General features: G+C 32.8%; 26 protein-coding genes. 14 read left to right on the forward strand and 12 right to left on the reverse strand.

The window, feature by feature from the left end:
- Positions 1-11: 11 nt before the first annotated feature.
- On the reverse strand, positions 12-1,241 hold the full coding sequence (locus RM538_RS02645) for an HD domain-containing protein (RefSeq protein WP_311331841.1): 1,230 nt from the start codon (positions 1,239-1,241) through the stop codon (positions 12-14).
- Between the two features lie 124 nt (positions 1,242-1,365).
- On the opposite strand from RM538_RS02645, the gene porX reads away from it, so the two are divergent.
- The 5 genes from porX (at position 1,366) to RM538_RS02670 (ending at position 5,900) form a co-directional block, all read left to right on the forward strand.
- Entirely contained in the window at positions 1,366-2,916 is a 1,551-nt protein-coding gene (gene porX / locus RM538_RS02650) for a T9SS response regulator signal transducer PorX (protein ID WP_311331842.1), read from the forward strand.
- 97 nt (positions 2,917-3,013) lie between these two features.
- Positions 3,014-3,427, forward strand: coding sequence for a tRNA (adenosine(37)-N6)-threonylcarbamoyltransferase complex ATPase subunit type 1 TsaE (gene tsaE / locus RM538_RS02655; protein WP_311331843.1), 414 nt, complete (start codon positions 3,014-3,016; stop codon positions 3,425-3,427).
- 253 nt (positions 3,428-3,680) lie between these two features.
- Positions 3,681-4,196, forward strand: a complete 516-nt coding sequence (locus RM538_RS02660; RefSeq protein WP_311331844.1) for a hypothetical protein — start codon at positions 3,681-3,683, stop codon at positions 4,194-4,196.
- Between the two features lie 59 nt (positions 4,197-4,255).
- Positions 4,256-5,455, forward strand: coding sequence for an alanine dehydrogenase (locus RM538_RS02665; RefSeq protein ID WP_311331845.1), 1,200 nt, complete (start codon positions 4,256-4,258; stop codon positions 5,453-5,455).
- A 67-nt stretch (positions 5,456-5,522) separates the two neighbouring features.
- Complete coding sequence (locus RM538_RS02670) at positions 5,523-5,900, forward strand: hypothetical protein (protein WP_311331846.1); 378 nt, start codon at positions 5,523-5,525, stop codon at positions 5,898-5,900.
- Positions 5,901-5,940: 40 nt separating this feature from the next.
- Here the strand turns inward: RM538_RS02670 and RM538_RS02675 are convergent, their stop codons facing one another.
- Positions 5,941-7,113, reverse strand: coding sequence for a proline dehydrogenase family protein (locus RM538_RS02675; RefSeq protein WP_311331847.1), 1,173 nt, complete (start codon positions 7,111-7,113; stop codon positions 5,941-5,943).
- A gap of 73 nt (positions 7,114-7,186) precedes the next feature.
- Here RM538_RS02675 and aroB point away from each other — a divergent pair, with 73 nt between their 5' ends.
- Entirely contained in the window at positions 7,187-8,254 is a 1,068-nt protein-coding gene (aroB, locus tag RM538_RS02680) for a 3-dehydroquinate synthase (protein WP_311331848.1), read from the forward strand.
- 72 nt (positions 8,255-8,326) lie between these two features.
- Positions 8,327-8,617, forward strand: coding sequence for a hypothetical protein (locus RM538_RS02685; protein ID WP_311331849.1), 291 nt, complete (start codon positions 8,327-8,329; stop codon positions 8,615-8,617).
- A 1-nt stretch (position 8,618) separates the two neighbouring features.
- Here the strand turns inward: RM538_RS02685 and RM538_RS02690 are convergent, their stop codons facing one another.
- The 3 genes from RM538_RS02690 to RM538_RS02700 form a co-directional block, all read right to left on the reverse strand.
- On the reverse strand, positions 8,619-9,131 hold the full coding sequence (locus tag RM538_RS02690; RefSeq protein ID WP_311331850.1) for a DinB family protein: 513 nt from the start codon (positions 9,129-9,131) through the stop codon (positions 8,619-8,621).
- 61 nt (positions 9,132-9,192) lie between these two features.
- Complete coding sequence (locus RM538_RS02695) at positions 9,193-9,675, reverse strand: Lrp/AsnC family transcriptional regulator (protein ID WP_311331851.1); 483 nt, start codon at positions 9,673-9,675, stop codon at positions 9,193-9,195.
- A 38-nt stretch (positions 9,676-9,713) separates the two neighbouring features.
- On the reverse strand, positions 9,714-10,871 hold the full coding sequence (locus tag RM538_RS02700) for a M14 family zinc carboxypeptidase (protein ID WP_311331852.1): 1,158 nt from the start codon (positions 10,869-10,871) through the stop codon (positions 9,714-9,716).
- Between the two features lie 291 nt (positions 10,872-11,162).
- On the opposite strand from RM538_RS02700, the gene RM538_RS02705 reads away from it, so the two are divergent.
- The 3 genes from RM538_RS02705 to RM538_RS02715 are packed head-to-tail and all read left to right on the forward strand — an operon-like array spanning position 11,163 to position 12,846.
- The gene (locus RM538_RS02705) at positions 11,163-11,576 is read left to right on the forward strand and encodes a helix-turn-helix domain-containing protein (RefSeq protein WP_311331853.1); all 414 of its coding nucleotides are present in this window, start codon (positions 11,163-11,165) and stop codon (positions 11,574-11,576) included.
- Positions 11,577-11,617: 41 nt separating this feature from the next.
- Positions 11,618-11,992 (forward strand): DNA topoisomerase IV, encoded by a 375-nt coding sequence (locus tag RM538_RS02710; protein WP_311331854.1) that lies wholly within the window; start codon positions 11,618-11,620, stop codon positions 11,990-11,992.
- A gap of 29 nt (positions 11,993-12,021) precedes the next feature.
- Complete coding sequence (locus tag RM538_RS02715; protein ID WP_311331855.1) at positions 12,022-12,846, forward strand: TerC family protein; 825 nt, start codon at positions 12,022-12,024, stop codon at positions 12,844-12,846.
- Between the two features lie 10 nt (positions 12,847-12,856).
- Here RM538_RS02715 and mscL read toward each other — a convergent pair whose 3' ends face one another.
- From mscL to ychF, 4 genes are all read right to left on the reverse strand, one after another.
- On the reverse strand, positions 12,857-13,285 hold the full coding sequence (gene mscL / locus RM538_RS02720; RefSeq protein WP_311331856.1) for a large-conductance mechanosensitive channel protein MscL: 429 nt from the start codon (positions 13,283-13,285) through the stop codon (positions 12,857-12,859).
- A gap of 10 nt (positions 13,286-13,295) precedes the next feature.
- Positions 13,296-15,986, reverse strand: coding sequence for a DNA gyrase/topoisomerase IV subunit A (locus tag RM538_RS02725; protein ID WP_311331857.1), 2,691 nt, complete (start codon positions 15,984-15,986; stop codon positions 13,296-13,298).
- A gap of 81 nt (positions 15,987-16,067) precedes the next feature.
- Positions 16,068-17,918 carry a DNA topoisomerase IV subunit B gene (locus RM538_RS02730; RefSeq protein ID WP_311331858.1) on the reverse strand — a complete coding sequence of 617 codons (1,851 nt, stop codon included), beginning with the start codon at positions 17,916-17,918 and terminating at the stop codon, positions 16,068-16,070.
- Between the two features lie 126 nt (positions 17,919-18,044).
- On the reverse strand, positions 18,045-19,139 hold the full coding sequence (ychF, locus tag RM538_RS02735; protein ID WP_311331859.1) for a redox-regulated ATPase YchF: 1,095 nt from the start codon (positions 19,137-19,139) through the stop codon (positions 18,045-18,047).
- A gap of 192 nt (positions 19,140-19,331) precedes the next feature.
- Between ychF and RM538_RS02740 the strand changes: the two genes are divergently transcribed.
- Entirely contained in the window at positions 19,332-19,799 is a 468-nt protein-coding gene (locus tag RM538_RS02740) for a hypothetical protein (RefSeq protein ID WP_311331860.1), read from the forward strand.
- A 52-nt stretch (positions 19,800-19,851) separates the two neighbouring features.
- Here the strand turns inward: RM538_RS02740 and RM538_RS02745 are convergent, their stop codons facing one another.
- Positions 19,852-20,652, reverse strand: a complete 801-nt coding sequence (locus RM538_RS02745) for an alpha/beta hydrolase (protein WP_311331861.1) — start codon at positions 20,650-20,652, stop codon at positions 19,852-19,854.
- Positions 20,652-21,512, reverse strand: coding sequence for an alpha/beta hydrolase (locus tag RM538_RS02750; protein ID WP_311331862.1), 861 nt, complete (start codon positions 21,510-21,512; stop codon positions 20,652-20,654). Before RM538_RS02750 ends, RM538_RS02745 begins: the two co-directional genes overlap by 1 nt.
- Positions 21,513-21,621: 109 nt before the next feature.
- Here RM538_RS02750 and RM538_RS02755 point away from each other — a divergent pair, with 109 nt between their 5' ends.
- Both RM538_RS02755 and RM538_RS02760 read left to right on the forward strand, forming a co-directional pair.
- Positions 21,622-22,752, forward strand: coding sequence for a sensor histidine kinase (locus RM538_RS02755; RefSeq protein ID WP_311331863.1), 1,131 nt, complete (start codon positions 21,622-21,624; stop codon positions 22,750-22,752).
- A 20-nt stretch (positions 22,753-22,772) separates the two neighbouring features.
- Complete coding sequence (locus RM538_RS02760) at positions 22,773-23,135, forward strand: hypothetical protein (protein ID WP_311331864.1); 363 nt, start codon at positions 22,773-22,775, stop codon at positions 23,133-23,135.
- On the opposite strand, the gene RM538_RS02765 is transcribed toward RM538_RS02760, so the two are convergent.
- Positions 23,132-23,485 carry a 4Fe-4S dicluster domain-containing protein gene (locus tag RM538_RS02765; protein ID WP_311331865.1) on the reverse strand — a complete coding sequence of 118 codons (354 nt, stop codon included), beginning with the start codon at positions 23,483-23,485 and terminating at the stop codon, positions 23,132-23,134. The two genes, RM538_RS02760 and RM538_RS02765, sit on opposite strands and share 4 nt — an antisense overlap.
- Positions 23,486-23,546: 61 nt before the next feature.
- On the opposite strand from RM538_RS02765, the gene RM538_RS02770 reads away from it, so the two are divergent.
- On the forward strand, positions 23,547-24,605 hold the full coding sequence (locus RM538_RS02770; RefSeq protein WP_311331866.1) for an acyl-CoA reductase: 1,059 nt from the start codon (positions 23,547-23,549) through the stop codon (positions 24,603-24,605).
- Positions 24,606-24,663: the final 58 nt, after the last annotated feature.

A 24,663-nucleotide genomic window follows, 5' to 3' on the forward strand; every position in this document is an offset into this window, starting at 1 on the left:
GAAAAAAAGGATTAGTTATTGGTTTTAGGGTAACAGATGTAATATTTAGTCACTTTTTTTGATAATGCTTTTAGGTTTAATTGATCACTAGCCTTTGCTACATCTACAATCTTGCCGTTTTTGGCAAGTAAATTTATAGTGTCTTTTTCCATACTATATGCTTGATTAAAAATAGTACCTGTAAACACAAAATAAGATGTTTCGTTTTCAGAAAGGTTGTGTTTGCTCATAAAAAGTTTTTTCTTTTCAGAAATTTTATCTGGATTAATTGGCTTCTTTTTAAGCTTAATTTTTAGTAAATTTCTATTTAGAATCATTTCGGAGAGGGTTCTAAGTACAAAATCTTCGTTGGTTGCCCAAGACTTCATTGCCGAAACTATATCGTAATCATCCAATTTTGAAAACACAGTTAATATTTCTTCTGTAAATTCATTTTTTGATATACTATTATTCAAGAAAAATGAGAGTGAGTCACTTGCAGGAAGTGTAACACCATTTCGAGTTAATTCTTTAGCCCTCTTTAAAACTCTAAGCAATAATTGCTCAGCTACTATTCCTGTTTTGTGCAAATACACTTGCCAATACATTAAGCGTCTTGCTACAATAAATTTTTCTACAGAATAAATTCCTTTTTCTTCTACAACCAGTTTGTCATTTTTCACATTAAGCATAAAAATAAGACGTTGAGAGCTAATAGCACCCTCTGAAACACCAGTATAAAAGCTATCTCTTCTCAAATAATCTAATCTGTCCATGTCTAACTGACTTGATATTAATTGATGCAAGAATTTTCGGTCATATTTGTTTTTAAAAATTTGGATTGCTAACGTTAATCTGTTGTTAAACTTTTTATTTAGCGCTTCCATAAAAAGTAAGGAAATAGCCTCGTGGTTAACGTTCTCTACAATACTGTTTTCCATAGCATGGGAGAAGGGACCATGTCCAATATCGTGTAAAAGGATTGCAATATAAAGCGCTTCTTCTTCAGTAGTAGAGACTTCAACACCTTTGTTTCTAAGTACTTGTATTGCTTTTTGCATTAAAAAATATGCTCCTAGTGCATGATGAAAACGAGTATGATGTGCTCCTGGGTAAACCAAATAAGACATACCCATTTGAGAAATTCTGCGTAGCCTTTGAAAGTAAGGATCTTCAATTAATTGAAATATGAGTTTACTTGGAACAGAAATAAAACCATAGATTGGATCGTTAATGATTTTATGAGTAGGGTTTGGATTCAAACTTTAACTTTAAATTAGTAGTAGGCACCATACTAGTGTGCCAATAGACTTTTAATTTTGATTACAAATTATAAATATAAAAGTGAATGAACAGTCCGTTCTATTCGCAAACAAATATACATATATGAGCGATATTAAAGTACTTTGGGTTGATGATGAAATAGATTTATTAAAGCCTCACATAATTTTTTTAGAAAACAAGAACTATAAAGTTACTACAGCGCAAAGTGGTACAGAGGCACTAGAGGAAATAAAGCAAGAGAGTTTTGATATTGTTTTTCTGGATGAAAACATGCCTGGCCTTACTGGTTTAGAAACTCTTACTGAAATAAAGGAATATAATGCTACTCTTCCAGTTGTTATGATTACAAAAAGTGAAGAAGAATATATTATGGAAGAAGCAATTGGCTCTAAAATTGCCGATTATTTAATTAAACCCGTAAACCCAAACCAAATACTTTTAAGTCTTAAGAAAAATCTTGATCATTCTAGATTAGTTTCAGAAAAAACAACCTCAAACTATCAGCAAGAGTTTAGAAAAATAGCAATGGATATGTCCATGATTAACTCTTACGAAGGTTGGGCAGAGCTTTATCAAAAATTGGTTTACTGGGAGTTAGAACTAGAAAACATTGAAGATACTGGAATGTTTGAGATTTTAGAGTCTCAAAAAACAGAAGCAAACACACAATTTTGCAAGTTTATTGATAAAAATTACCCTAATTGGTTTGATGGTAAAGATGATGCTCCTGTAATGTCGCATACCCTTTTTAGAGACAAGGTAGTTCCAGAATTAGAAGATAAAACCCCAACCCTGCTAGTTGTAGTCGATAACTTACGTTATGACCAATGGAAGGCATTTGAGCCCTTTTTAGCGAGTAGTTATAAAAAACAAAACGAAGAACTTTTTTATAGCATACTACCTACTGCAACACAATACGCAAGAAATGCTATATTTTCTGGATTAATGCCAGCAGATATGGAAAAAATGCATCCAGAGTATTGGTTAAATGATACTGATGAGGGCGGGAAAAACATGAAAGAGGATAAGTTTCTAGCGGCGCAATTAAAACGTTTAGGCCTTAATCTAGACTGGAGTTATACAAAGATATCCAGCCTCAAACAAGGAAAGAAAATGGCAGAAAACTTTAAAGCCCATAAAGATGAAGACCTTACCGTGGTTGTTTATAATTTTGTAGATATTCTATCTCATTCTAAAACAGAGATGGAAGTAATTAAAGAACTGGCATCCACAGATAAGTCTTATCGCTCTCTAACTCAAAGTTGGTTTAAGAACTCTCCACTTCTAGATATTATTACCCAAGCATCTCAATTAGGCTTTAAGTTAATTATCACTACAGATCATGGTACTATAAACGTAAAAAATCCTTCCAAAGTAATAGGAGATAAGAATACTAGCTTAAATCTTAGGTACAAAACTGGAAGAAGTCTTACATATGAAGACAAAGAAGTTTTAGCAGCAAAAAACCCTAAAACAATACATTTGCCAACAATTAACATGAGCAGTTCCTTTATATTTGCAAAAGGAGATTTGTTTTTTGCATATCCTAATAATTACAATCACTACGTAAGCTATTACCGTAATACCTATCAACATGGAGGAGTTTCTCTAGAAGAAATGATTATTCCGTTTACAGTTCTTAACCCAAAATAATATATTATTTGTAGGATAAGTCTTGTTAAAGTGTATTTTATCGAAAAATAGGTCGATTAATCGATTATAATGCTATATTTGAAATCCATTAATTTATATGGAACGTACGTTTAATTTAAATACCATAAACGAAGTTGTAAGTGAACTCTTGCAATTAAAAGAAACTAGGGTATGGCTTTTTAAAGGAGAGATGGGTGTTGGCAAAACTACCTTAATAAAGGAGTTAGCTAAACAATTAGGTGTAAAAGATACATTAAGTAGCCCTACCTTTTCTATAGTTAATGAGTATCAAACAAGTACTGAAAAAATTTTTCATTTCGATTTTTATCGAATAAAAAGTGAAGATGAAGCAATGGATATGGGAGTAGAAGAATACTTTTATAGTGGCCACTTTAATTTTATAGAATGGCCTGAAAAAATTGAAACATTAATTCCCCAAGAATATGTTGAGGTAACACTTAACAAAAATAAAAATGGAAGTAGAACTGTAAACCTTAAGCTAGTGAACTAAAATTAACACGATAATATAATTTCATTATTTACCCATAAAAGGTAATTTTTTTCGGCAAGTAACACATCTTTAATTACAAAAGACAATAGTACAATATAAGCCCAAAAAAAATTAAGGACTTGCCTTTTTAAACAATAGATTTGTGCTATTAACCTCACAAACTATAACATTATGAAATTATTAAAAGTACTATTTATCGTAGCAATTTTCGGGACAGGTTTATTTGCATCTTGCACGCCAGAAAGCATAGAAGATGGACAAAACGAACAACAAATCGACAAAGCAGACATCATCGTCCCTAGTAAGGGGTAGTATAGTTGCGTTATTAATTGCAATAACGCCATACATTTTTTATACATATGAAAGTTTCCCAGATACAAAAACCTGGGAAACTTTTTTGTTTACTTACGAAGCTAACTGGTACCAAAAGGTATATGTTTCAGTTTGGACTATGATGGGTAAGTTTATCCCATTACTTTTATTATTTATATGGTTTTTCACAAATAAGCATTGGTGGTATCATGTTCTTTTGATTCCGATTGGAATGTTCTCTTTTCAATTATTTAATGTTATTAATGATGACACAAGCTTTGTGGATGAAGTTGAAATCTGGTGGTTATTTCCAATAATGCTTGTTATTATACCATTTGTTTACTTAGTAAGAGCTAAGTTATTCCACAAATTACGAGGAGATGACTTACAAGCCTTTGAAGAAGACTTAATGCAAAAGAAAAGCTTTTGGCGTCAAATTAAGGATTTGTTTCAATAATATTTTCATATAAAATTTTCGTTTTTAATTTGTAACTTGGTAGTATATAACCAATAGCCATGTCACAACCTAATTCCCCTTTTACTAGAGCTCAACTTCTCCCTCAAGAAGAGAAACTAGAAATTTCTAAACAAAAAGGAGAGCTATACATAGGTATTCCAAAAGAAGCGTATTTTCAAGAGAAACGTATTTGCCTAACACCAGATGCTGTTGCAGCAATCGTTGCCAATGGACATCGAGTACTTATAGAAAAAGGTGCTGGTACCGAAGCTGGTTTTAGCGATGATGCATACAATACTGCTGGTGCTACACTAACAAATGACACAAAAAAGGTATTTGAATGCCCTATGATCTTAAAGGTAGAACCCCCTACCCTAGAAGAGTTAGAACTAATCAAACCAAAATCTGTTTTACTTTCTGCTTTGCAACTTAAAACAAGACAGAAAGAATATTTTAAAATACTCGCAAAGAAAAAAATCACGGCACTAGCTTTTGAGTTTATAAAAGATGAAGACCATAGTTATCCTGCAGTAAAAGCATTAAGTGAAATTGCAGGAAGCGCTTCTGTTTTAATTGCTTCGGAGTTGTTAGTGCATCCAGAATATGGAAATGGATTACTCTTCGGAAACATTAGCGGCGTCCCTCCTGTTGAGGTTGTTGTAATTGGTGCCGGTACCGTTGGGCAATTTGCAGTACGTGCTGCATTGGGAATGGGAGCAAATGTAAAAGTGTTTGACAGTTCCATCACAAAGCTTAGAAAAATTCAAACAAATGTAGGGCAGCCATTATATACCTCTACTATTCAACCAAAAAACCTATTAAAAGCCTTACGCCGCTGTGACGTTGCTATTGGAGCAATTAGAGGGTCTAATCGTTCTCCTGTAGTCGTTTCGTCTACAATGGTAGAAAACATGAAGCCAGGTGCAGTAATTATAGACGTAAGTGTAGATATGGGTGGTTGCTTTGAAACTACGGAGATTACATCACATGATAAACCAATTCATATAAAGCATGGGGTTATTCATTATGGAGTACCAAACATTCCTGCTCGATACCCTAAAACAGCATCAATTTCAATAAGTAATATTTTTACCCCATATTTATTAGAAATAGCTGAATGTGGCGGGCTAGAAAATGCCGCTAGGTATGATTATGGATTGCGAAATGGCCTATATTTCTATAGAGGAATATTAACAAACAAGTCGATTTCAGACTGGTTTGAGATGCCTCATAGTGATTTGAATTTATTGATGTTTTAATTATTTTGTAGGACTACAGAAAAATAATCAAAGTATTTACAACTATCTTTGCTTTAAATTTTAGTAAATGAAACTTATTCATAGACTCGCCTATTATCTTGGTGGATTTGTAATTGGACTTATTATTTTATTTTTCTTTTTAGGTGGAAAAGATGCTTCATGTGATTACTCTCCAAATGCACGCACATTAAAAAATATACGTCTAAAAAAAAGAGAGTTTAACCCAAAAACACTACAAACTCTTCAGAGTAAAGGACTTGACACAGCTGCTATATCTAGTATTTTGAATAATGGAAATGTTTTGTTTTCTGAAAGTAATCGTGATTTAGACTCATGCAAACAATATGTAATTGAAGGAGAGATTAAAGAAACTCTATTAAAAATAACAATGGAGAATTGTGCAGAAGTAGCTAGGCTTTTAGACGTCAACTTTCAGCAAGAATAATAACCTACAATTATCCGTTGTCAAGTTATTTTTTAGTTAGTTAGGCTTTTCTTCTTTCTTTCTCTTTTTTTAATAAAGATAATTCTCTACTTGTTTGCCCAGCGACTGAGGTATTTTCTTCTGCCCTTCTAATTAAGTACGGCATCACATCTTTTACGGGGCCAAATGGGGTATATTTAGCAACATTATAACCTTGCTCTGCAAGATTATAGCTTATGTGATCACTCATGCCATATAATTGTCCAAACCACACTCTATTGTCATTATTAGTTAGACCTTTTGCTTCCATAATTTTTACTGCCAAATAACTACTTGTTTCATTATGTGTTCCTAAAAATAAATGAATATCATCAAGGTTATCCAAAATGTATTTCGTCACCTCATTAAAGTTGGCATCAGTTGCAAATTTGCTTTCACAAATTGGAGTTTCATACCCATGTTCTTCGGCACGCTCATTTTCTTTTTCCATGTAAGCACCTCTAACTACCTTAAAACCTAGCTTATATCCTTTCTCTTTTGCTTTTTTATGTGCCTTTTTTAAATATGCTAATCTGTCCCAACGGTAGCATTGTAGGGTATTAAAAACAATAGGATACTCTTTATTATATTTTTCCATCATTTGCTCGCATAAATCATCTGCAGCATCCTGCATCCATGATTCCTCACCATCAATTAACAGAGAAATATTACAATCGTAAGCTACTTTACAAATCTTTTCATATCGAGCAATTATACGCTCCCATTCGCTTTTTTCACTTTCTGTAAGTTTTTGTTTTTCAGTAATCTTCTGCCATATTTTAAATCGACCAAAACCTGTAGGCTTAAATACCGAAAAAGGCATTGCGTCTTTTTTATCAGCAAACCGAGTAAGTTCAATTACCTTGGCTAAAGTTGCATCAAATTGTTCCTCCTCTTCTTTCCCTTCTACCGAATAATCTAAAACCGAATGCACGTTTGCACCATACAGCTCATCAACAGTTGGCATACAATCTTTTTCATTTACTCCTGCGCAAAAGTGATCAAAAACTGTGGATCGAATAAGACCCTCAACAGGTAAATTCATATTTAATGCAAGCTTGGTTGCTGCAGTACCTATACGAACCAATGGTTCATTAGCTATCATTTTAAAAAGAAAATAAGCACGTTCTAATTGTGAATCACTCTTTAGCTTAAAAGCAACTTCAGTATTATCGAAAAGTGAATTTGATGCCATAAAATAAAAATAATGTTCACAAATATAGTTAGATTTGATCTCACTTTAATCGCAAAAATAGAAACTACATAGTATGAGAGGATTAACCAAAATAGAAGGGGGAATATATGAAGCTATGGAAGGTTACGAGGCTATACGTAGCTTTATAAAAAGCTATAATCCTTCAACAACTTTTGTGTTGGTAGATAACCATACCAAGAAGGTTTGTTTGCCTTATTTTTTGGACAAACTAAGCATAGAAAAAAAAATAGTAGTTCTTGAAATGCCTAATGGTGAAAATCATAAAAATATTAAAACTTGTTTGCAATTATGGCAAGAACTATCAAATAAAGGGGCAGACAGAAAAAGTCTGTTACTTAATCTTGGTGGCGGTGTTGTAACTGATTTAGGTGGATTTATAGCCTGTACGTTTAAAAGAGGTATTCAATTTATTAACATCCCCACTACTCTATTAGCAATGGTAGATGCCTCTGTAGGTGGCAAAAACGGTGTAGATCTTGGTTCATTAAAAAACCAGATAGGTGTTATTAAACAACCTAATTTTGTGATTATTGATACAGAGTATTTAAAAACACTCTCAGAAACTGAAACACGCTCGGGTTTTGCTGAAATAATAAAGCATGGGCTTATTACTTCAAAATCTTACTGGAATAAAGCAATAAACTATTTTATAGTTACCGAAGAAGAGCAAAAAAATATAATTTGGGAATCTATTAAAATTAAAAACAAGGTAGTAACTAAAGACCCACTTGAAAAAGGGGTTCGAAAAACACTAAATTACGGTCATACACTTGGTCATGCAATTGAATCTTATTATTTAACTCATAGAGAAAAAAGATTGCTACACGGTGAAGCTATCGCAGTTGGGATGATTTTAGCTAATTTTATTTCTTCTGAGTTATTACAGTTCCCCAAAACAATACTAGAAGAAACTTCAGATAAAATTATTTCAATATTTGGCAAAGTTACATTTAACGACTCAGCCATTTCAGAAATAATAAAACTCCTCATTCACGACAAAAAAAATGTAAATGGAGAGGTGCGGTTTGTATTACTAACTAACTTTGGAGAGGTAAAAACAGATTGTAAAGTCCCTAACTCCCTTATTCACAAAGCTTTTGAATACTATAAAAATCTCTAATATTTTACATTTAATTAATTTTATGTATTACTTTTTTTACTAGTTTTAAACTATAAACGATAGCAAACCAATATGAAAAGAGTCATTGTAGATTTTAAAAAATTAACACCAGAAATACTTAATCTTTTGGTTTCAAAATACCCAGATGGTTATGATGATGATCATGTGATTACTTTTAAAAATGCAAAAAATGAAACTATTGAGGCGGTAGAGGTTAGAACTGATGATTCTATCTACTTGGTTAAAGTAAGTTCTAAGCTAGAAAACTCGATGGCAAATTTTGTGGAAGATGATTACGATGATGAAGACTACAACGAACCAATTGTTGAATTAGAGCAAAAAGGTTCTGAAGAAGAAGAATAAGCTATAAATACCTTTCTTTAATAATATTTATATGGTGTACCTCATGTCCACAAATGATGTACCCTGCAGCCCTCACAGAAAGTTCATTTCCACTTGCAATACCTTTCTTTTTTAAAGTATTTTCATTAAAGCTTTTAAAGAGTGATATGGTTGCTGTACGTACCGCAATAAACTCTTTTAATAATTCATCAAGATGTAAGTCGCTAGAAGTGTTTTCTATAAATTCATCTTGGTCAAAACCAACTAGTTTACCCCCATTGGATCTTGCAAAATACAATGCTCTATAAGCAAAAACTCTTTCGGTATCAATAATATGAAGCAACACTTGCAGAGGTGTCCATTTCCCATCTGCATACCTATAGTTTAATTTTTCTTTAGAAATATTTTCAAAAAAATCATGCGTTACTAGCATGGATTTGGCAAGAGACTCTAAGATATCATTAGACGAGGCTAAGTTTATATACTGTGCAAAATAAGGGTTAAATTCGGTTGGTTCTAGTAAATCAGTAATCATAAAAAATATAAAAGCCTAAGATACTAAAATCATAGGCTTAAAATTAATTAGAGTTGTTTATTTAAACAATATCGTTAAAGATTGAGTGCATTAATCGTTTCTTATCATTAATACTCTCTTCCAGGGAAATCATTGTCTCAGTCCTTGTAACTCCTTCAATATCATCTATTAAATAAATAATATTTTTTGCATGTGTTGTATCCCTTGCGCGAATTTTACAAAAAACATTGAACTTTCCTGTAGTTACATGTGCAACAGTAATAAAAGGAATTTGGTTAATTCGCTCAAGAACAAACTGTGTTTGGGAAGTTTTATTCAAGAAAATACCTACATATGCAATAAAAGAGTACCCCAGTTTTTTATAATCTAATCGTAGTGAAGAACCAGTTATAATGCCAGCTTCTTCCATTTTTTTCACTCGAACATGTACTGTACCAGCTGAAATAGAAAGCTTTTTTGCTATATCAGTAAATGGAGTACGTGTATTTTCAATCAACATATCTAAGATTTGATGATCTGTGTCGTCTAATTTAAATTTGGCCATAGTAAATATTTCTGCTACAAAAATAGCGCCTTTAATTGTTATGAAAAACTATCTATTGAAAAAAAAGTAGTATTTGGGTTATTTTTATCAATTATATGCAATACTTTTTGACCAATAGTAATTTTATCGTGAGAATTTATTAAAACTTCACTCCCATTCGCATCTACTTCAAGGTGACCATAAACATCTGTTAAACTACCTATTGCGTCTATAGTAGGTGTAAAAACAATTTTATTGTCTAGTAAGTTTTCCACAAATTGAACTGCAATAGTTTGAAATGAGTTCTCCTTAGGTAGCTTTACATTTTTAATAAGAACATCCTTATAGTTTTTTTTATTCTCTGGAATTGCATTGTATATATCTATACTTGGATTACCAGCATTAGAATTAATTTTAAATAAATCTAATAATGCAAAGCATATATGCTTTCTAGTAATTTCTCTCTGATAATCGTTCTCATAGTGCCCCGCCTCAAATAATATAGTAGGCACTCCTGCCATCTGAAATGTATCTCCTACGCAGTTTTTATTGAATCCATCGTCATATCTACCAATTTGGTTTTTAACCTCACTAGAAGCGTTTAAAAACAAGCTAGCGATTATCTCCATAGCTTCTTTTCTAGCGGAAGTTATCGTTCTATCTTTATCTGCTGAAGGCGCTAGATATGATATTGTAGCTGGCAACCCACTTTCTAAGCCATAAATAGTGCGTTGATCATGCATGTTTAAACACAAATCTGGCGAAAAAGCTTTAAAAACTGAGGAAAGAACAACACTCTCGGGTTCAGTTTGGTCTTGTGCATCTCTATTAAGATCAACATCTTTAGCGTTATTTCGGGTATAGGCTTCGGCTCCATCAGGATTTAAAATGGGCAGTATAGTCAATGTGTAAGTACCTAAAAACTTATTTACAACTTCTTTACTAGTGGTTTTATGAGATAAGAACCCTAAAAAATCGAAGATAGCCTTAGTAGTTGTCGTTTCATTTCCATGCATTTGAGACCAAATAAGTACTTTTTTAACCCCATGACCTAATTGTATTGAAATAATTTCTTTGTCTAAAACAGAATGACCTACTACTGAAATTTTACAAAAAGAAGGAAGGATATCTAGAATAGGCTTAATGTGATTAAGCGTAATATATCTACCTAATAATTGCTTCTCAAAAAACTGTGCGTATTGTTTTTTACTGTCCATTATAAATTTATCTGTTACAAAGGTAAACAAGCACAAGTTTACAATTGTAAACATGAAATTGAATGAATTTGTTGTGTTAAGTAAACAAACTTAGCAATCAACTACCCTTATTTTAACAAAACCTTTATATAATCAATTATATTGAAATTAATTAATTTATTTTCAATTATTTAACTATTTTAATCTAAAGTAAAACTTCTAATATAAAGTAATGAATATGAATAAGTTTTGGGTTAAAATATAAAATAAGTTACATTTGTAAACGTTATAGGCATAACTAGAGATGTTACAATGGTAAACAGTAAGGAGTTCACAAAAAGATTAGAAAAAATCATAGATTTCTACGGGTTATCTGCTACTGCTTTTTCTGAAAAAATAGATTTTAATAGGTCTACTATTTCTCACCTACTCTCTGGTAGAAATAAACCAAGTTTAGAATTTGTAATGAAAGTTGTTCAGACTTTTCCAGAAGTAGAATTGTATTGGTTATTAAATGGAAAAGGGTCCTTCCCTTCTGAAAGTAAAACAGTAAATCAAAATTTATTTTCAGATACTTCATTGTCAAAAAATGAAATTGTTGAGCAAAAACAAAATCTACCTTCTCAGAATACTGCAACAGATATCTCAAAAACCACTTCTAGTTCAGAAATAGATAGGATTGTAATTTTTTATAAAGACGGTACTTTTAAAGCGTATTCTAATTAATTGTTTCTATAATTTTTCAGAAATTTGTAGAAAATTGAAATATGCGCTTTTTTTTAATTGCCTCCCTCCTTTTATTGTTAGTTAGTTGTTATTCTGTAGAAAGAGACTGTAGCTCTTTTAAAACTGGAACATTTGAGTTTGAAGCTGTTATAGGAACTGAGATTTTTAAAACTAAATTTACTCGAAACGATTCTATAGAAATTGATTATTTTAGAGGCAAGGCTGACACTTCTTCTATTAGATGGATTAATGATTGTGAGTATATTGTAAAAAACTTGAATCCAAAGAATATGGCGGAAGAAAAGGCAATACACATGAAAATTTTGAGTACTCAGAACGATAGTTATACTTTTGAATATAATATTGTTGGTGAAGAAAAGAAGCAAAAAGGAACAGCAATTAAAATTAGTGAATAACTGCACAACCCTAACCAAATAAAAGTCAAATGTTTGAAATTTTAACCTCTCCAGATGCAATAGTAGCATTAGTAACATTAACATTCCTTGAAATTGTACTAGGTATAGATAATATTATATTTATCTCACTCGCAGCCAGTAAACTTAAAAAAGAGCACCAAAAAAAGGCTACAAACATTGGGTTGTTCATGGCAATGATAATTAGAATTTTACTATTGTTTGGTATTTCGTGGTTAGTTGCTATGGAAGCTCCCTTCTGGCACATTAACCTATCTTGGATGTCTGCCGGGGTTAGTGGTCAAAGTGTTATTTTAATTATCGGGGGGTTATTTTTATTATATAAAAGTACAAGCGAAATTCATGAAAAGGTAGAAGATAAAGGTCATGATGAGCGCGAAGTAAGAAAAGGAAGAGCCACTACTCTTACCAAAGCTATCATACAAATTTGTTTAATAAACATTGTCTTTTCGTTCGATTCTATCTTAACAGCAGTAGGTATGACAAACGGATTGAGTGATAACCCAACAGATGCATTAGTAATTATGGTAATTGCTGTTGTTATATCTGTAATTATTATGATGGTATTTGCAAATCCTGTAGGGCGATTTGTAAATAAACACCCTACCGTTCAATTATTAGGGCTTGCATTTCTAATTCTTATTGGGTTTATGCTAATTGCAGAAGGAGCTCATTTATCTCATATTGTTATATTAGATCAAGAAGTTGGTACAATACCAAAGGGGTACTTATACTTTACAATTGCGTTCTCTTTGTTTATAGAGTTTATCAACATGAAATATCGCAAGAAAACTAGTGATATTGTTAGCACAATACCTGAAGAAGATCAAGATTAGGTTTTAACTTCTATTTCTTCTTTTTCAAAATTTTATTTTGCTCTTCCATTAAGCGCTCTATATTTGAGAGTAGCTCTATATTTTTAGGGGTAACGACTTCCTTATTTTTTGGGTCTTCTGCTTTGTTTTTGAAACGGTTGATAAATTTTATAACTACAAAAATTGTAAAAGCTATAATTGCAAAATCAATACATGCTTCAATCATTTCTCCATATCCTATTGCTACTTCCTCCACTTTTTCTGAAGCTTCTCGTAGAATAATTTTTTTGTTGGATAGATTAACATCGTCAGTTAATAATGATAAAGGTGGCATCACCACTTTTTTGACCAATGTATTAACAAGATTATTAAATGCAGTACCTATAATGATACCAACTGCCATATCAATTAAATTACCTTTTATAGCAAAGTCTTTGAATTCTTTAATAAACGATTTCATTTGCTAAAATTTAAAACAAGGTAGTCTGGCCTTCCCCATCAACATCTCCTTTATCCTCAATGTTATTGGTACTTGCTTGAGAAGTAGTGCCCTCAGAGTCTTCTTTTTTATCTTGCTCTTGAGAAGTAATTGATTCTTCTTCTATTACATCTATATCTTGCGCTTCCTTTTTTACAGGAGCTTCATAAGGCAATGGATCCAGAGGGTTTATTTCAAGCACTTTGTCTTTAGTTAATTGATTACCCATAGCCGTAATTCCCTTAACAGAAATAAACTCTTCTAAATTAACTTCTAGATTATCTTTTCTTTCTTTTCCACGCTCTTTAACAAAAACTACTTCTGCCATAGGACGATGGTCTGTAAAAATAGCTTCTAAAAAAGACTTTGGGTGTTCTGTGATAATAGACTCTATTCTATCTGGATTTTCAATTAAAAACCGTTTTACATAGTAAAGTTCTTTCTCTCCCTCCCAGTAAATAACAGATAGTGGCTTTTTTGGTTCCCATTTTTCTAACACTATTACATCATCCCCAAAATGCAAAGTCATTTCCGGGATTACTGTTTTCACCTCTCCTTTTTGATTGATTATAAGCAGCCTGTCTTCACTTGTAAACTCTCCTAACAACTCACCTCTACCTTCTACATTAAGACGTTGTACAGTCTCATCAAACCATATTTTTCTAGGCTTTAATGTAGAAAGTCCTTTTTCTTTTAGCTCTATACGTTTTACAGCATATTTTGTGACAATATTTCCCTTAGAGCCACGTCCTTTTACTAATTGGTCTGCAAAGTCAAGATCCCATTTTAGCTTTTTTATACTTCCACTTTGTCGTAATAATACTGTTACAATCTCTGCTTCCCCATTTGGGTTTGCTGTAAAATATATAACCTTAGAGCCTTTTGTTCCGGCAGTCATATTATACTCCCTATCTCTAGTAACAGATGTTACCGCAAATCGCTTTACATACGTAGCTCCACGTGGCCCATCTTTATATATCATGTTATATATGGTACGCTTATCTTTCTTTTTAAAGACAGCTACATGGATAATTCCTTTACCAATAAAGGTCTTACTATCTACTTTGGTCACCATCATAGTACCATCTTGTGTAAAGACAATAATATCATCAATATCACTACAATCTGTTACATACTCATCACGACGTAAGCTAGTACCAATAAAACCTTCTTCTCTATTTACATAGAGTTTAGTATTTCGTATAACAACTTTTGTTTTTTGAATCTCATCAAATACTCTAATTTCAGATTTACGCTCTTTACCCTCACCATAGTCCTTTTTAAGTCTTTTGAAATAAGCAATAGCATAATCAATTAGGTTTTCAAGGTGATTTTTTACTTCTGCAATTTGATCTTCTAGAGCTTCAATCTTTTGTTGTGCTTTATCTATATCAAATTTTGAAATACGTTTAATCCTAATTTCTGTGAGCCTAACGATGTCTTCTTCAGTAACAGCTCTTTTTAAATGCTTTATGTGTGGTTGTAAACCTTTGTCAATTGCTTTAATTACACCTTCCCAGGTTTCCTCTTCTTCAATATCACGATAAATTCGTTTTTCAATAAAGATTCGTTCTAAGGATGCAAAATGCCATTGTTCTTCAAGCTCGTTGAGTTTAATTTCTAGTTCACTTTTGAGTAAAGCAACTGTTCTATCTGTAGAACGACGAAGCATTTCAGAAACACCAATAAATAAGGGTTTGTTGTCTTCAATAACACAACCTAGTGGAGAAATAGAGGTTTCACAAGCTGTAAACGCATATAAGGCATCAATCGTTTTATCAGGAGAAATTCCCGATGGAATATGCACTAAAATCTCAACTTCTGCAGCTGTATTATCTTCAATCTTCTTGATTTTAATCTTTCCTTTATCATTTGCTTTAAGAATAGAGTCAATTAAACTAGAGGTTGTAGTAGAGTACGGTATCTCCTTTATAACCAATGTGTTCTTGTCTAATTGATCTATACGTGCTCTACTTCGTATTTTGCCTCCACGAAGACCGTCATTATAATTGGTAGCATCCATAATACCACCTGTCATAAAATCGGGTAACAAAGTAAAGCGCTTACCTTGCAAATGTTTTACAGAAGCATCTATAAGTTCTATAAAATTATGTGGTAGTACTTTTGTTGAAAGACCAACAGCAATCCCCTCTGCACCTTGTGCGAGTAACATTGGGAACATAACCGGAAGATTGATGGGTTCTTTTCTACGACCATCATACGAGGCTTGCCAATCGGTTATTTTAGAGTTATAAACTACATCTAGCGCAAACTTGGATAAACGTGCTTCTATATAACGTGAAGCCGCTGCTCTGTCTCCTGTTAACACATTTCCCCAGTTTCCTTGTGTATCAATCAATAAGTCCTTTTGACCTATTTGCACCATGGCGTCGGCTATACTCGCATCTCCATGAGGGTGATACTGCATGGTATGCCCCACAATATTTGCCACTTTATTATAGCGTCCATCGTCTAGATCCTTCATAGAATGCATAATACGACGCTGAACGGGTTTAAAACCATCTTCTATGGCCGGCACCGCACGTTCTAGTATTACATAACTAGCATAGTCCAAAAACCAATCACGATACATGCCTGTAACGCGGGTAATAGTTTCGGTTTCTTGAGGAGTCTCAAGATTTTCGTCTAATTCTTCTTCGTTATGTTGGTTATCTTCGTTCATATCAGTATCCCTTGATTACGCCTTAGGATGATATATCGGTTTATAATTTTAAAATCGTAAATCTAAATTTCATAACTATCGTCACCCTTCTACCTTATCAAGTTCCACCTTTAAATTATTAATAATAAACTCTTGTCTGTCTGGGGTGTTTTTACCCATGTAGAATTTAAGTAACTCTTCAATACTCATTTGCTTGTCTAGCATTACAGGGTCTAGCCGTATATCTTCTCCAATAAAATGGACAAACTCATCTGGTGAAATTTCCCCTAATCCTTTAAATCGAGTGATTTCAGGCTTTGGCTTTAATTTTTCTATGGCAGCAACACGCTCTTCTTCACTATAACAATAAATAGTTTCTTTTTTATTACGTACTCTAAACAACGGTGTTTGCAGAATATATAAATGTCCTTCTTTTATAAGTTCTGGAAAAAACTGAAGGAAGAATGTGATTAAAAGTAATCTAATATGCATTCCATCCACATCGGCATCGGTAGCAATCACAATATTGTTGTATCGAAGGTCTTCCATAGAATCTTCTATGTTTAGTGCCGCCTGCAATAAATTAAATTCTTCATTCTCATACACAATCTTTTTGCTAAGACCGTAACTATTTAAAGGCTTTCCTTTAAGACTAAAAACAGCTTGTGTATTTACATCACGACTTTTTGTGATACTACCACTTGCACTATCACCCTCGGTAATAAATAGTGTAGATTCTAAGTTTCGTTCTTTCTTGGTATCTCCGAGGTGAATACGGCAGTCTCTAAGTTTCTTGTTATGAAGACTCGCTTTTTTAGCTCTATCTCTGGCTAGCTTACGGATACCACTAAGCTCTTTACGTTCTTTCTCTGCCTGAACTATTTTTTTCTGAATCTTCTCTGCTGCTTCAGGATTTTTATGAAGATAGTTGTCAAGATTTCTTTTTACAAAATCATTAATAAAGGTACGTACGGTAGGCAATCCGCCACCCATATCAGTTGAGCCAAGCTTTGTTTTGGTCTGACTTTCAAAAACAGGCTCCATTACCTTGATGCTAACAGCAGAAACAATTGATTTACGGATATCGCTGGCATCGTAATTTTTTCCATAGAATTCACGAAGCGTCTTAACTACCGCCTCACGATATGCAGATAAGTGTGTTCCACCTTGTGTGGTGTTTTGTCCGTTTACAAAACTGTGGTATTCTTCGCTGTACTGCGTGCGGCTATGGGTTAAAGCTACCTCAATATCATCTTCTTTAAGATGAATAATGGGGTACAGCATATCTTCTTGTGTAATGTTTTCTTGAAGTAAGTCTTTAAGTCCGTTTTCTGAATAAAACTTCTCCCCATTAAAGTCTATGGTTAATCCAGGATTAAGGTACACATAGTTTTTGAGCATACGCTCTATGTACTCGTTTCTATATTTAAAATTCTTAAAAATAGCTTCATCAGGTATGAAGCTTACTTTGGTACCTTTTCTTTTAGAGGTTTCTTCTACTTCTGAATCTACCCTTAACTCTCCAAGTTCAAACTCGGCATACTTTATTTTGTTATCTCTAACCGATTCTACTTTAAAGAAGGCTGAAAGGGCATTAACGGCTTTTGTACCAACACCATTAAGTCCTACCGATTTCTTAAAGGCACGAGAATCGTACTTTCCTCCCGTGTTCATCTTAGAAACTACATCTACCACTTTACCTAGCGGAATACCACGGCCATAGTCACGTACACGAACTTCCTTATCTTTAATACGAACTTCGATGGTTTTACCAGCTCCCATTACAAACTCATCAATACAGTTGTCAAGGACTTCTTTGAGTAGAATATAAATACCATCATCTGGAGATGAACCATCTCCTAATTTCCCAATATACATTCCTGGACGCATACGAATATGCTCTTTCCAATCGAGGGAGCGTATATTGTCTTCGGTATATTTAGTTTCTGCCATAAAATTTGCTGAATGGGTGTTAAATATAGGATTTCAGCATAAAATGAGAAATGAAACTAAGGGAAAGTAATTAACAAAAAATAGGGGTAATTGTTAGTAATTTATTCCTGTCTTCGCAGGAATTTGTTACACATTAAATCTAAAGTGCATCACATCTCCATCTTTTACAACATACTCCTTCCCTTCTACTCCTAGCTTACCAGCCTCACGTACTTTTGCTTCACTTCCAAAAGAAACAAAATCGTCGTATTTAATTACTTCGGCTCTAATAAATCCTTTTTCAAAATCGGTATGAATTACACCAGCCGCTTGTGGTGCTGTGGCTCCCACAGGTATTGTCCAAGCACGGACTTCTTTTTTACCTGCTGTAAAATAGGTTTGCAAATCAAGTAATGTGTATGCTCCACGAATTAGTTTTGCAGACCCAGGTTCTTCTAACCCTAAGTCTTCTAGAAATAATTGACGTTCTTCAAAGGTTTCTAATTCGGTGATATCGGCTTCTGTTCCTACAGCGAGGATAATTACTTCGGCGTTTTCATTTGCAACAGCAGCTTTCACTTTTTCTACATACTCGTTTCCTGTTGCAGCAGCATCTTCATCTACATTACAAACATACATTACAGGTTTTGCAGTAATGTACTGCATATCTTTAATGTAGTCTTCCTTTTCTTCTTCAGTAAAATTTATTGCACGTACCGAGATTCCAGATTCTAGTGCTTCTTTTACTCGAACTAATAAGGCTTCTTCTGTTTGTGCCTCTTTATTTCCAGTTCTGGCTGCTCTTTTTACCTTGTCTAACTTTTTCTCAGTAGTCTCAAGGTCTTTTAATTGAAGCTCAATATCTATCGTTTCTTTATCACGAACTGGATCTACACTCCCATCTACGTGCACAATGTTGTCATTATCAAAACAACGCAATACATGCAAAATCGCATCGGTTTCTCTAATGTTTCCTAAAAACTGATTTCCTAATCCTTCACCTTTGCTTGCTCCTTTTACTAACCCTGCAATATCTACAATCTCCACGGTGGCAGGGATTACTTTTTCTGGTTCAACCAATTCCTCCAACTTTAATAAGCGGTTATCTGGTACATTTACAACCCCAATATTTGGCTCGATAGTACAAAAAGGGAAATTTGCACTTTGTGCTTTTGCATTAGACAAACAATTAAACAACGTTGATTTTCCAACATTAGGCAATCCTACAATACCTGCTTTCATATAGTTCCCACGTACGTGGTTATCTTTTTAGTTATACGATATTTAAGGCTGCAAATATACGGCTTCATTTGGATTGAAAAACAGTTATAGCAACCCTAACAAATAAATTATAGGAAAACTTTGAGATGTGTTTGACTTTTATTTAACACAATTCGTTGTAGATTAGCATAACAATCTTAAAATAAGAATATTATGAAATATATAATGAGTTTTATTACTGTAGCACTTTTCTTCGGAATTACAGCTACTGCACAAGAAAATAAAAAAGAAAAACAGGTTATTAAGAAAGTTGTTAAAAGAGACACAACAGTAAAAACCAAAATTGTCAAAGAGGTAAATACCGAAAAAGGTATTATTAAAGTTGAAGGTACAGATGAAGTTAACCAAGACTCTAAAGTTATTACCAAAAATGACAAGAAAGTTGAAGTTGTTAAGGACGCTATAGAAGTAGATGATAGCAACAAGGCAAAGATTAATGAAATACAACGTAAAAAAGCCATGTTACTTGAAAAGTCCAAAAAAGAGCAATTGGAAAAAGCCAAAAAAGAAAAAGAACTTTTGGCAAAAAAGAAAGCCGAACTTCTAAAGCAAATGGAAGAAAGAAGAAAGGCGCTTGAGAATAGACCAAAAGGTATGGCCAAGCTTAAAAAAGACAACTAGTCTGCCTTTAGCAAATTAAACATAATCCCGCTTACAATGTAAGTGGGGTTTTTTATTTTAATAATTTGGCAATATTAGCTCTGTATGCTTCAAAATCTATTAAATTATTATGAGTTCCATTCTCAATTGTAATTAGCTGTCCTTGATCTGGCTTAAACAACTCATAGAGCTTTTTCCCTGAAGCATAAGGCACTACACTATCGTCTGTGCCATGAAAAATAGTAGTTGGAGATTGAATAGTTTTAACAAAACTATGCGTTGGAAATTTATATTTAAGCAATTTTTTTACAGGTAAAATAGGGAATCGCTTTTGAGCAATTTGTGTAAGATTGTAAAAAGGTGTCTCTAAAATTAATTGACTTGGTTGATGCTTTGAAGCTACATAACTAGCAAAAGTAGTACCCAGTGACCTACCATAAACAATAATTTGATCTTCGGGAAATTGTTTGTTTACGTGTTCATAAAACAAATTTGCATCATTATATAGTAATGTTTCGGACAACTCACCTGTACTCTTTCCATACGTGCGATAATCCATAACAACAACGTCATAATTGTATTGCGTAAAATATTGAGTAATAACACCCCAACGTGATAAATCTCCAGCATTTCCATGGAAATATAGAATCACACCTTTAGGGCTCTTAGATTTAAAATGTATGGCATTTAATAACGCTCCATCTTCAGTAGCTAAAGAAAACTCTTCAAAAGGCTGGGTGAATTCATACTGGTAATCTTGCGGTAATTGGGTAGGTAAAAAGATTAGTTTTTCTTGCATAAAATAGAGTAAAGAAACAACGCACAAAGCTACTACTAAAAGTGTAATAGTTAATTTCTTAAAAAAACTTTTCATTATTTTTTATAGCTGTGTTTTACACCAATACTAGTGGTTGATAAATCTATGGGTTTTTCTTCCCCAAGTATTATTTCTTCTAAGACTTTATGGTAGGATTCAAAAGTATTCATGTTTTTATGTCCGCCACCAATAATGGGATAAAGCCTAGTAATTTTAGGTTTAATTTCAGAAAGCTTTACACTACTCTTAAAGGGAATTAATTTATCATTAGTACCATGAATAATATGTACAGGACAGTTTACATATTTTAGCCACTTATATGTTGGCATTGGATATTTTAATAGAATAGATAGCGGCATAAACGGCATATAACGTCCAGTCACTTTGGTTAAACTATAGTAAGGAGCATCTAAAATAAGCATCTTGGGATGATTCATAGAAGCTAGTTTAGTAGCAAAGCCAGAACCCATAGAGCGACCATAAAGAATAATATATTTTTCTGAAACGCGCTCTCTTATTTTGTTGTAAACATATTGTAAATCACGTTTTAAGGCCTTTTGACTTCGTTTTCCAATGCTTTTACCAAAGCCTCTGTAATCGACCATAATTACATCGTAATTATGTCTAGTAAAATCTACCGCAAATTTCCCCCAACCTTTAATACTCTTGGAATTTCCCTTAAGATAAAGCACTACTCCTTTTGGGTTTTTAGTTTTAAAATGTAAACCATTAATAACTGCCCCATCTCGAGTTTCTAAGTTGTACTCTTCTACTACTTGATTATCATAATAAAATTTAAACTCTTTGGGTAGTTTTTCAGGTTTAAAAAGAAAGAAATCTTGTAAATAATACAATAGAATACTTATTACTATATATATAGCAATAATCCAGATAACTGTATGTAACCAAGCCGGCATATTTAAATGTACAAAAATTATCTAGCTTACAACTTTTGAACAATTCTTTATGTATAATACAAACCGATTAAAGTATTTTTTTATCTTTAAAGTGTTATTGATAAGAATTATGGGGAGACATTATCTACAAGAAGAACTCTACGACTTAATAAAAAAAGATGAGAGTATCTTCGAGTTTTTGCAGAATTCTGCACTAGATGGTCTATGGTATTGGGACTTGGAAAAACCAGAGAATGAATGGATGAATGACAGATTATGGGAAGTCTTAGGTTATAATCCAGTTGAAATGCCCCACAAAGCAGCAGCGTGGCAAGAAATTATTAATCAAGAAGACCTAGCATTAGCTATAGATAATTTTAACAAGCATTGTGAAGACCCAAACCATAAATATGACCAAAATGTAAGATACCAACACAAAGACGGCCATACAGTATGGGTTCGCTGTAGGGGAATAGCAATTAGAAATAAAGATGGCGTTCCCATAAGAATGCTTGGAGCGCATACCGATATTACTGAGCTTAAATCTATTGAAGAAGAAATGCGCTCATCATTAATGGTTAGCGAAGACCAAAATAATAGATTAAAAAACTTTGCTCATATAGTGTCCCATAATCTTAGGTCACACTCTAGTAACTTTGGGATGTTACTTGATTTGTACATTTTTGAAAATCCTGAAAAAGGAGGAAACGAACTTATTTCTAGCTTAAAGCGAGCTTCAGAAAATTTAAAACAAACTATTGAGCATCTTAATCAAGTAGTCTTGATAAATACTACTGTAGAAGAGAATTTAACTGTTGTTAATCTTTCAAAAGCCATACAATCTGCTTTAACAAATATTAGTTCTATGCTTAAAACTACTGGAACTAAATTAATAAATGAAACAGACCAAGGCCTAGAAATAATAGGAATAGATGCTTATATAGATAGCATTCTTCTTAACTTTCTTACTAATGCAATTAAGTATCGTAATAAAAAAGTAGATTCCTACGTAAAAATTAGTACAAAAAAGAAGAAAAAGTTTGTTGAATTGTCGATTGAAGATAATGGAATGGGAATTGATTTAAAAAAGAACAGACGTAAGCTTTTTGGAATGTATAAAACATTTCATGGAAACAAAGATGCACAAGGTATTGGTTTATTTATATCGAAGAACCAGATTGAAGCTATTGGTGGTAAAGTAGATGTAAAAAGTACGCCAGAAGAAGGTACTCTATTTAAAATCTATTTTAAATTAGCATAAAAATTTTGTAAATTTATTACATGAGGTTATCCAAGTACATATTTTTATTCACTACACTTCTATTATTTATTAGTTGTGATAAAGAAGATGATAGAATTCCATCCACTAATAATGCCATTTTTGTTGAGTTACGAAACTTTGAAACGGGTGAATATTTTTTAGGAACTATAGATGCAAATCAAGCAATAGAATTTAGAGAAACTCCCAATAACGCCCAAGAAAGTAATTTAGAAGTAAAAGAAGACAGAAAGATTTTTTATACTTATAAACCAAATGATGGCTTTGACGGAAGAGATTATGTTTCTTTCAAAAAAACAAAACTTGAAAATGGTGAAGTTACTACCTTAAGTACTCTAGAAATATATTTTCTTATAACTAATTAACTATCGCGGTGCATAAAAGATTGCTTACCAAGTAATTCTTCTTCTGTTTCCACATTATCTTCGTCAGGAACGCAACAATCTACAGGGCATACTGCAGCACATTGAGGTTCTTCATGAAACCCTTTACATTCTGTACATTTATCTGGAACTATATAATATACCTCGTCACTTACGGGCTCTTGTGTTTCATTAGCATTCACTTCTTTTCCGTTAGGAAGCACTACATTTCCGTCTAGATCTGTTCCGTCTGCATAACGCCAATCATCCGCACCCTCATAAATAGCAGTATTGGGGCATTCTGGCTCACAAGCACCACAATTAATACATTCGTCTGTTATAATAATCGCCATAGCTTTTCTTTTTCTAACTTTGCGCAAAGTTAACATCAAAAAGAAGTAATACCAAACCTACATGCAATTACAACAAAGAATTAACGCATTTGCTCAATTAGGCACCTTTTTAAACCAGTTTAGAGAAAATATTCCTGTAAAAGACGAAAGTCTTTCTTTAAATGACATTTTTTACGAAAAAATGGAAGCCTGTATAACAACTGCTCATATGCAAAACAGTTGGTTTACTCCAGATAATCTTGCATTTACGTTTAAAGCATGGGGAGGTATTCTTACAAAACAAAATCTTGAAAAATGGTATTCTATATACAATATTGAAGACATAAAACCCAAAACGGTAGCAACTATAATGGCAGGAAATATACCTCTGGTAGGGTTTCATGATTTTCTATCTGTGCTACTAACAGGACATTATATTAAAGCGAAATTATCCTCAAATGATAAAGTTTTATTGCCTTTTCTAGCAGAAATTTTAAAAGAAATACATCCTTCTTTTATTGACCGTATTCAATTTACAGAAGAAAAATTAGAAAATTTTGATGCAGTAATTGCTACAGGAAGTAATAATACGGCAACTCATTTTGAGTATTATTTTGGAAAATACCCAAATATCATTAGGAAGAATAGAAACTCTGTAGCTATTCTTACTGGTGAAGAAACTAAAATTGAATTGGAGTTACTAGCCAATGATATTTTTCGATATTTTGGTTTAGGTTGCCGTAATATTTCAAAAATATTTATTCCACAGGATTATAACTTTGATCCCTTTTTTAATGCAATGTACACTTGGAAAGGCATAATTAATAATCACAAATACATTAATAATTACGACTACAACAAGGCTATTTATTTAATGAGCAACATAAAGTTATTGGACAACGAGTTTATGTTGCTTAAGGAAGATTCTGGCTACTCCTCTCCTATTTCGGTTGTGTTTTATGAGTATTATGACAATAAAGAAGCATTGGAGAAAAAACTTGTTTCAGAAAAAGAAAATATACAAGCTGTCGTATCTAAAATTGGTTTTAAAAATGAAATTCCATTCGGAAAAGCGCAAACTCCAAGCCTTTGGGAGTACGCCGATGGTGTAGATACTTTAGAGTTTTTAAGCCAACTATAGTCAAAAAATATGCTTTATGATTAGTACACGTAAGTGTAAAAAACTTCTTAATAATTTT

Source organism: Patiriisocius hiemis (assembly GCF_031846325.1).
Lineage (GTDB): Bacteria > Bacteroidota > Bacteroidia > Flavobacteriales > Flavobacteriaceae > Patiriisocius_A > Patiriisocius_A hiemis.

Bases quoted from the DNA above. Each gene is read 5' to 3' on its own strand.
- porX (WP_311331842.1), top strand. From the start codon at position 1,366: ATGAGCGATATTAAAGTACTTTGGGTTGATGATGAAATAGATTTATTA.
- tsaE (WP_311331843.1), top strand. From the start codon at position 3,014: ATGGAACGTACGTTTAATTTAAATACCATAAACGAAGTTGTAAGTGAA.
- RM538_RS02660 (WP_311331844.1), top strand. From the start codon at position 3,681: ATGGACAAAACGAACAACAAATCGACAAAGCAGACATCATCGTCCCTA.
- RM538_RS02665 (WP_311331845.1), top strand. From the start codon at position 4,256: ATGTCACAACCTAATTCCCCTTTTACTAGAGCTCAACTTCTCCCTCAA.
- RM538_RS02670 (WP_311331846.1), top strand. From the start codon at position 5,523: ATGAAACTTATTCATAGACTCGCCTATTATCTTGGTGGATTTGTAATT.
- RM538_RS02675 (WP_311331847.1), bottom strand. From the start codon at position 7,113: ATGGCATCAAATTCACTTTTCGATAATACTGAAGTTGCTTTTAAGCTA.
- aroB (WP_311331848.1), top strand. From the start codon at position 7,187: ATGAGAGGATTAACCAAAATAGAAGGGGGAATATATGAAGCTATGGAA.
- RM538_RS02685 (WP_311331849.1), top strand. From the start codon at position 8,327: ATGAAAAGAGTCATTGTAGATTTTAAAAAATTAACACCAGAAATACTT.
- RM538_RS02690 (WP_311331850.1), bottom strand. From the start codon at position 9,131: ATGATTACTGATTTACTAGAACCAACCGAATTTAACCCTTATTTTGCA.
- RM538_RS02695 (WP_311331851.1), bottom strand. From the start codon at position 9,675: ATGGCCAAATTTAAATTAGACGACACAGATCATCAAATCTTAGATATG.
- RM538_RS02700 (WP_311331852.1), bottom strand. From the start codon at position 10,871: ATGGACAGTAAAAAACAATACGCACAGTTTTTTGAGAAGCAATTATTA.
- RM538_RS02705 (WP_311331853.1), top strand. From the start codon at position 11,163: ATGGTAAACAGTAAGGAGTTCACAAAAAGATTAGAAAAAATCATAGAT.
- RM538_RS02710 (WP_311331854.1), top strand. From the start codon at position 11,618: ATGCGCTTTTTTTTAATTGCCTCCCTCCTTTTATTGTTAGTTAGTTGT.
- RM538_RS02715 (WP_311331855.1), top strand. From the start codon at position 12,022: ATGTTTGAAATTTTAACCTCTCCAGATGCAATAGTAGCATTAGTAACA.
- mscL (WP_311331856.1), bottom strand. From the start codon at position 13,285: ATGAAATCGTTTATTAAAGAATTCAAAGACTTTGCTATAAAAGGTAAT.
- RM538_RS02725 (WP_311331857.1), bottom strand. From the start codon at position 15,986: ATGAACGAAGATAACCAACATAACGAAGAAGAATTAGACGAAAATCTT.
- RM538_RS02730 (WP_311331858.1), bottom strand. From the start codon at position 17,918: ATGGCAGAAACTAAATATACCGAAGACAATATACGCTCCCTCGATTGG.
- ychF (WP_311331859.1), bottom strand. From the start codon at position 19,139: ATGAAAGCAGGTATTGTAGGATTGCCTAATGTTGGAAAATCAACGTTG.
- RM538_RS02740 (WP_311331860.1), top strand. From the start codon at position 19,332: ATGAAATATATAATGAGTTTTATTACTGTAGCACTTTTCTTCGGAATT.
- RM538_RS02745 (WP_311331861.1), bottom strand. From the start codon at position 20,652: ATGAAAAGTTTTTTTAAGAAATTAACTATTACACTTTTAGTAGTAGCT.
- RM538_RS02750 (WP_311331862.1), bottom strand. From the start codon at position 21,512: ATGCCGGCTTGGTTACATACAGTTATCTGGATTATTGCTATATATATA.
- RM538_RS02755 (WP_311331863.1), top strand. From the start codon at position 21,622: ATGGGGAGACATTATCTACAAGAAGAACTCTACGACTTAATAAAAAAA.
- RM538_RS02760 (WP_311331864.1), top strand. From the start codon at position 22,773: ATGAGGTTATCCAAGTACATATTTTTATTCACTACACTTCTATTATTT.
- RM538_RS02765 (WP_311331865.1), bottom strand. From the start codon at position 23,485: ATGGCGATTATTATAACAGACGAATGTATTAATTGTGGTGCTTGTGAG.
- RM538_RS02770 (WP_311331866.1), top strand. From the start codon at position 23,547: ATGCAATTACAACAAAGAATTAACGCATTTGCTCAATTAGGCACCTTT.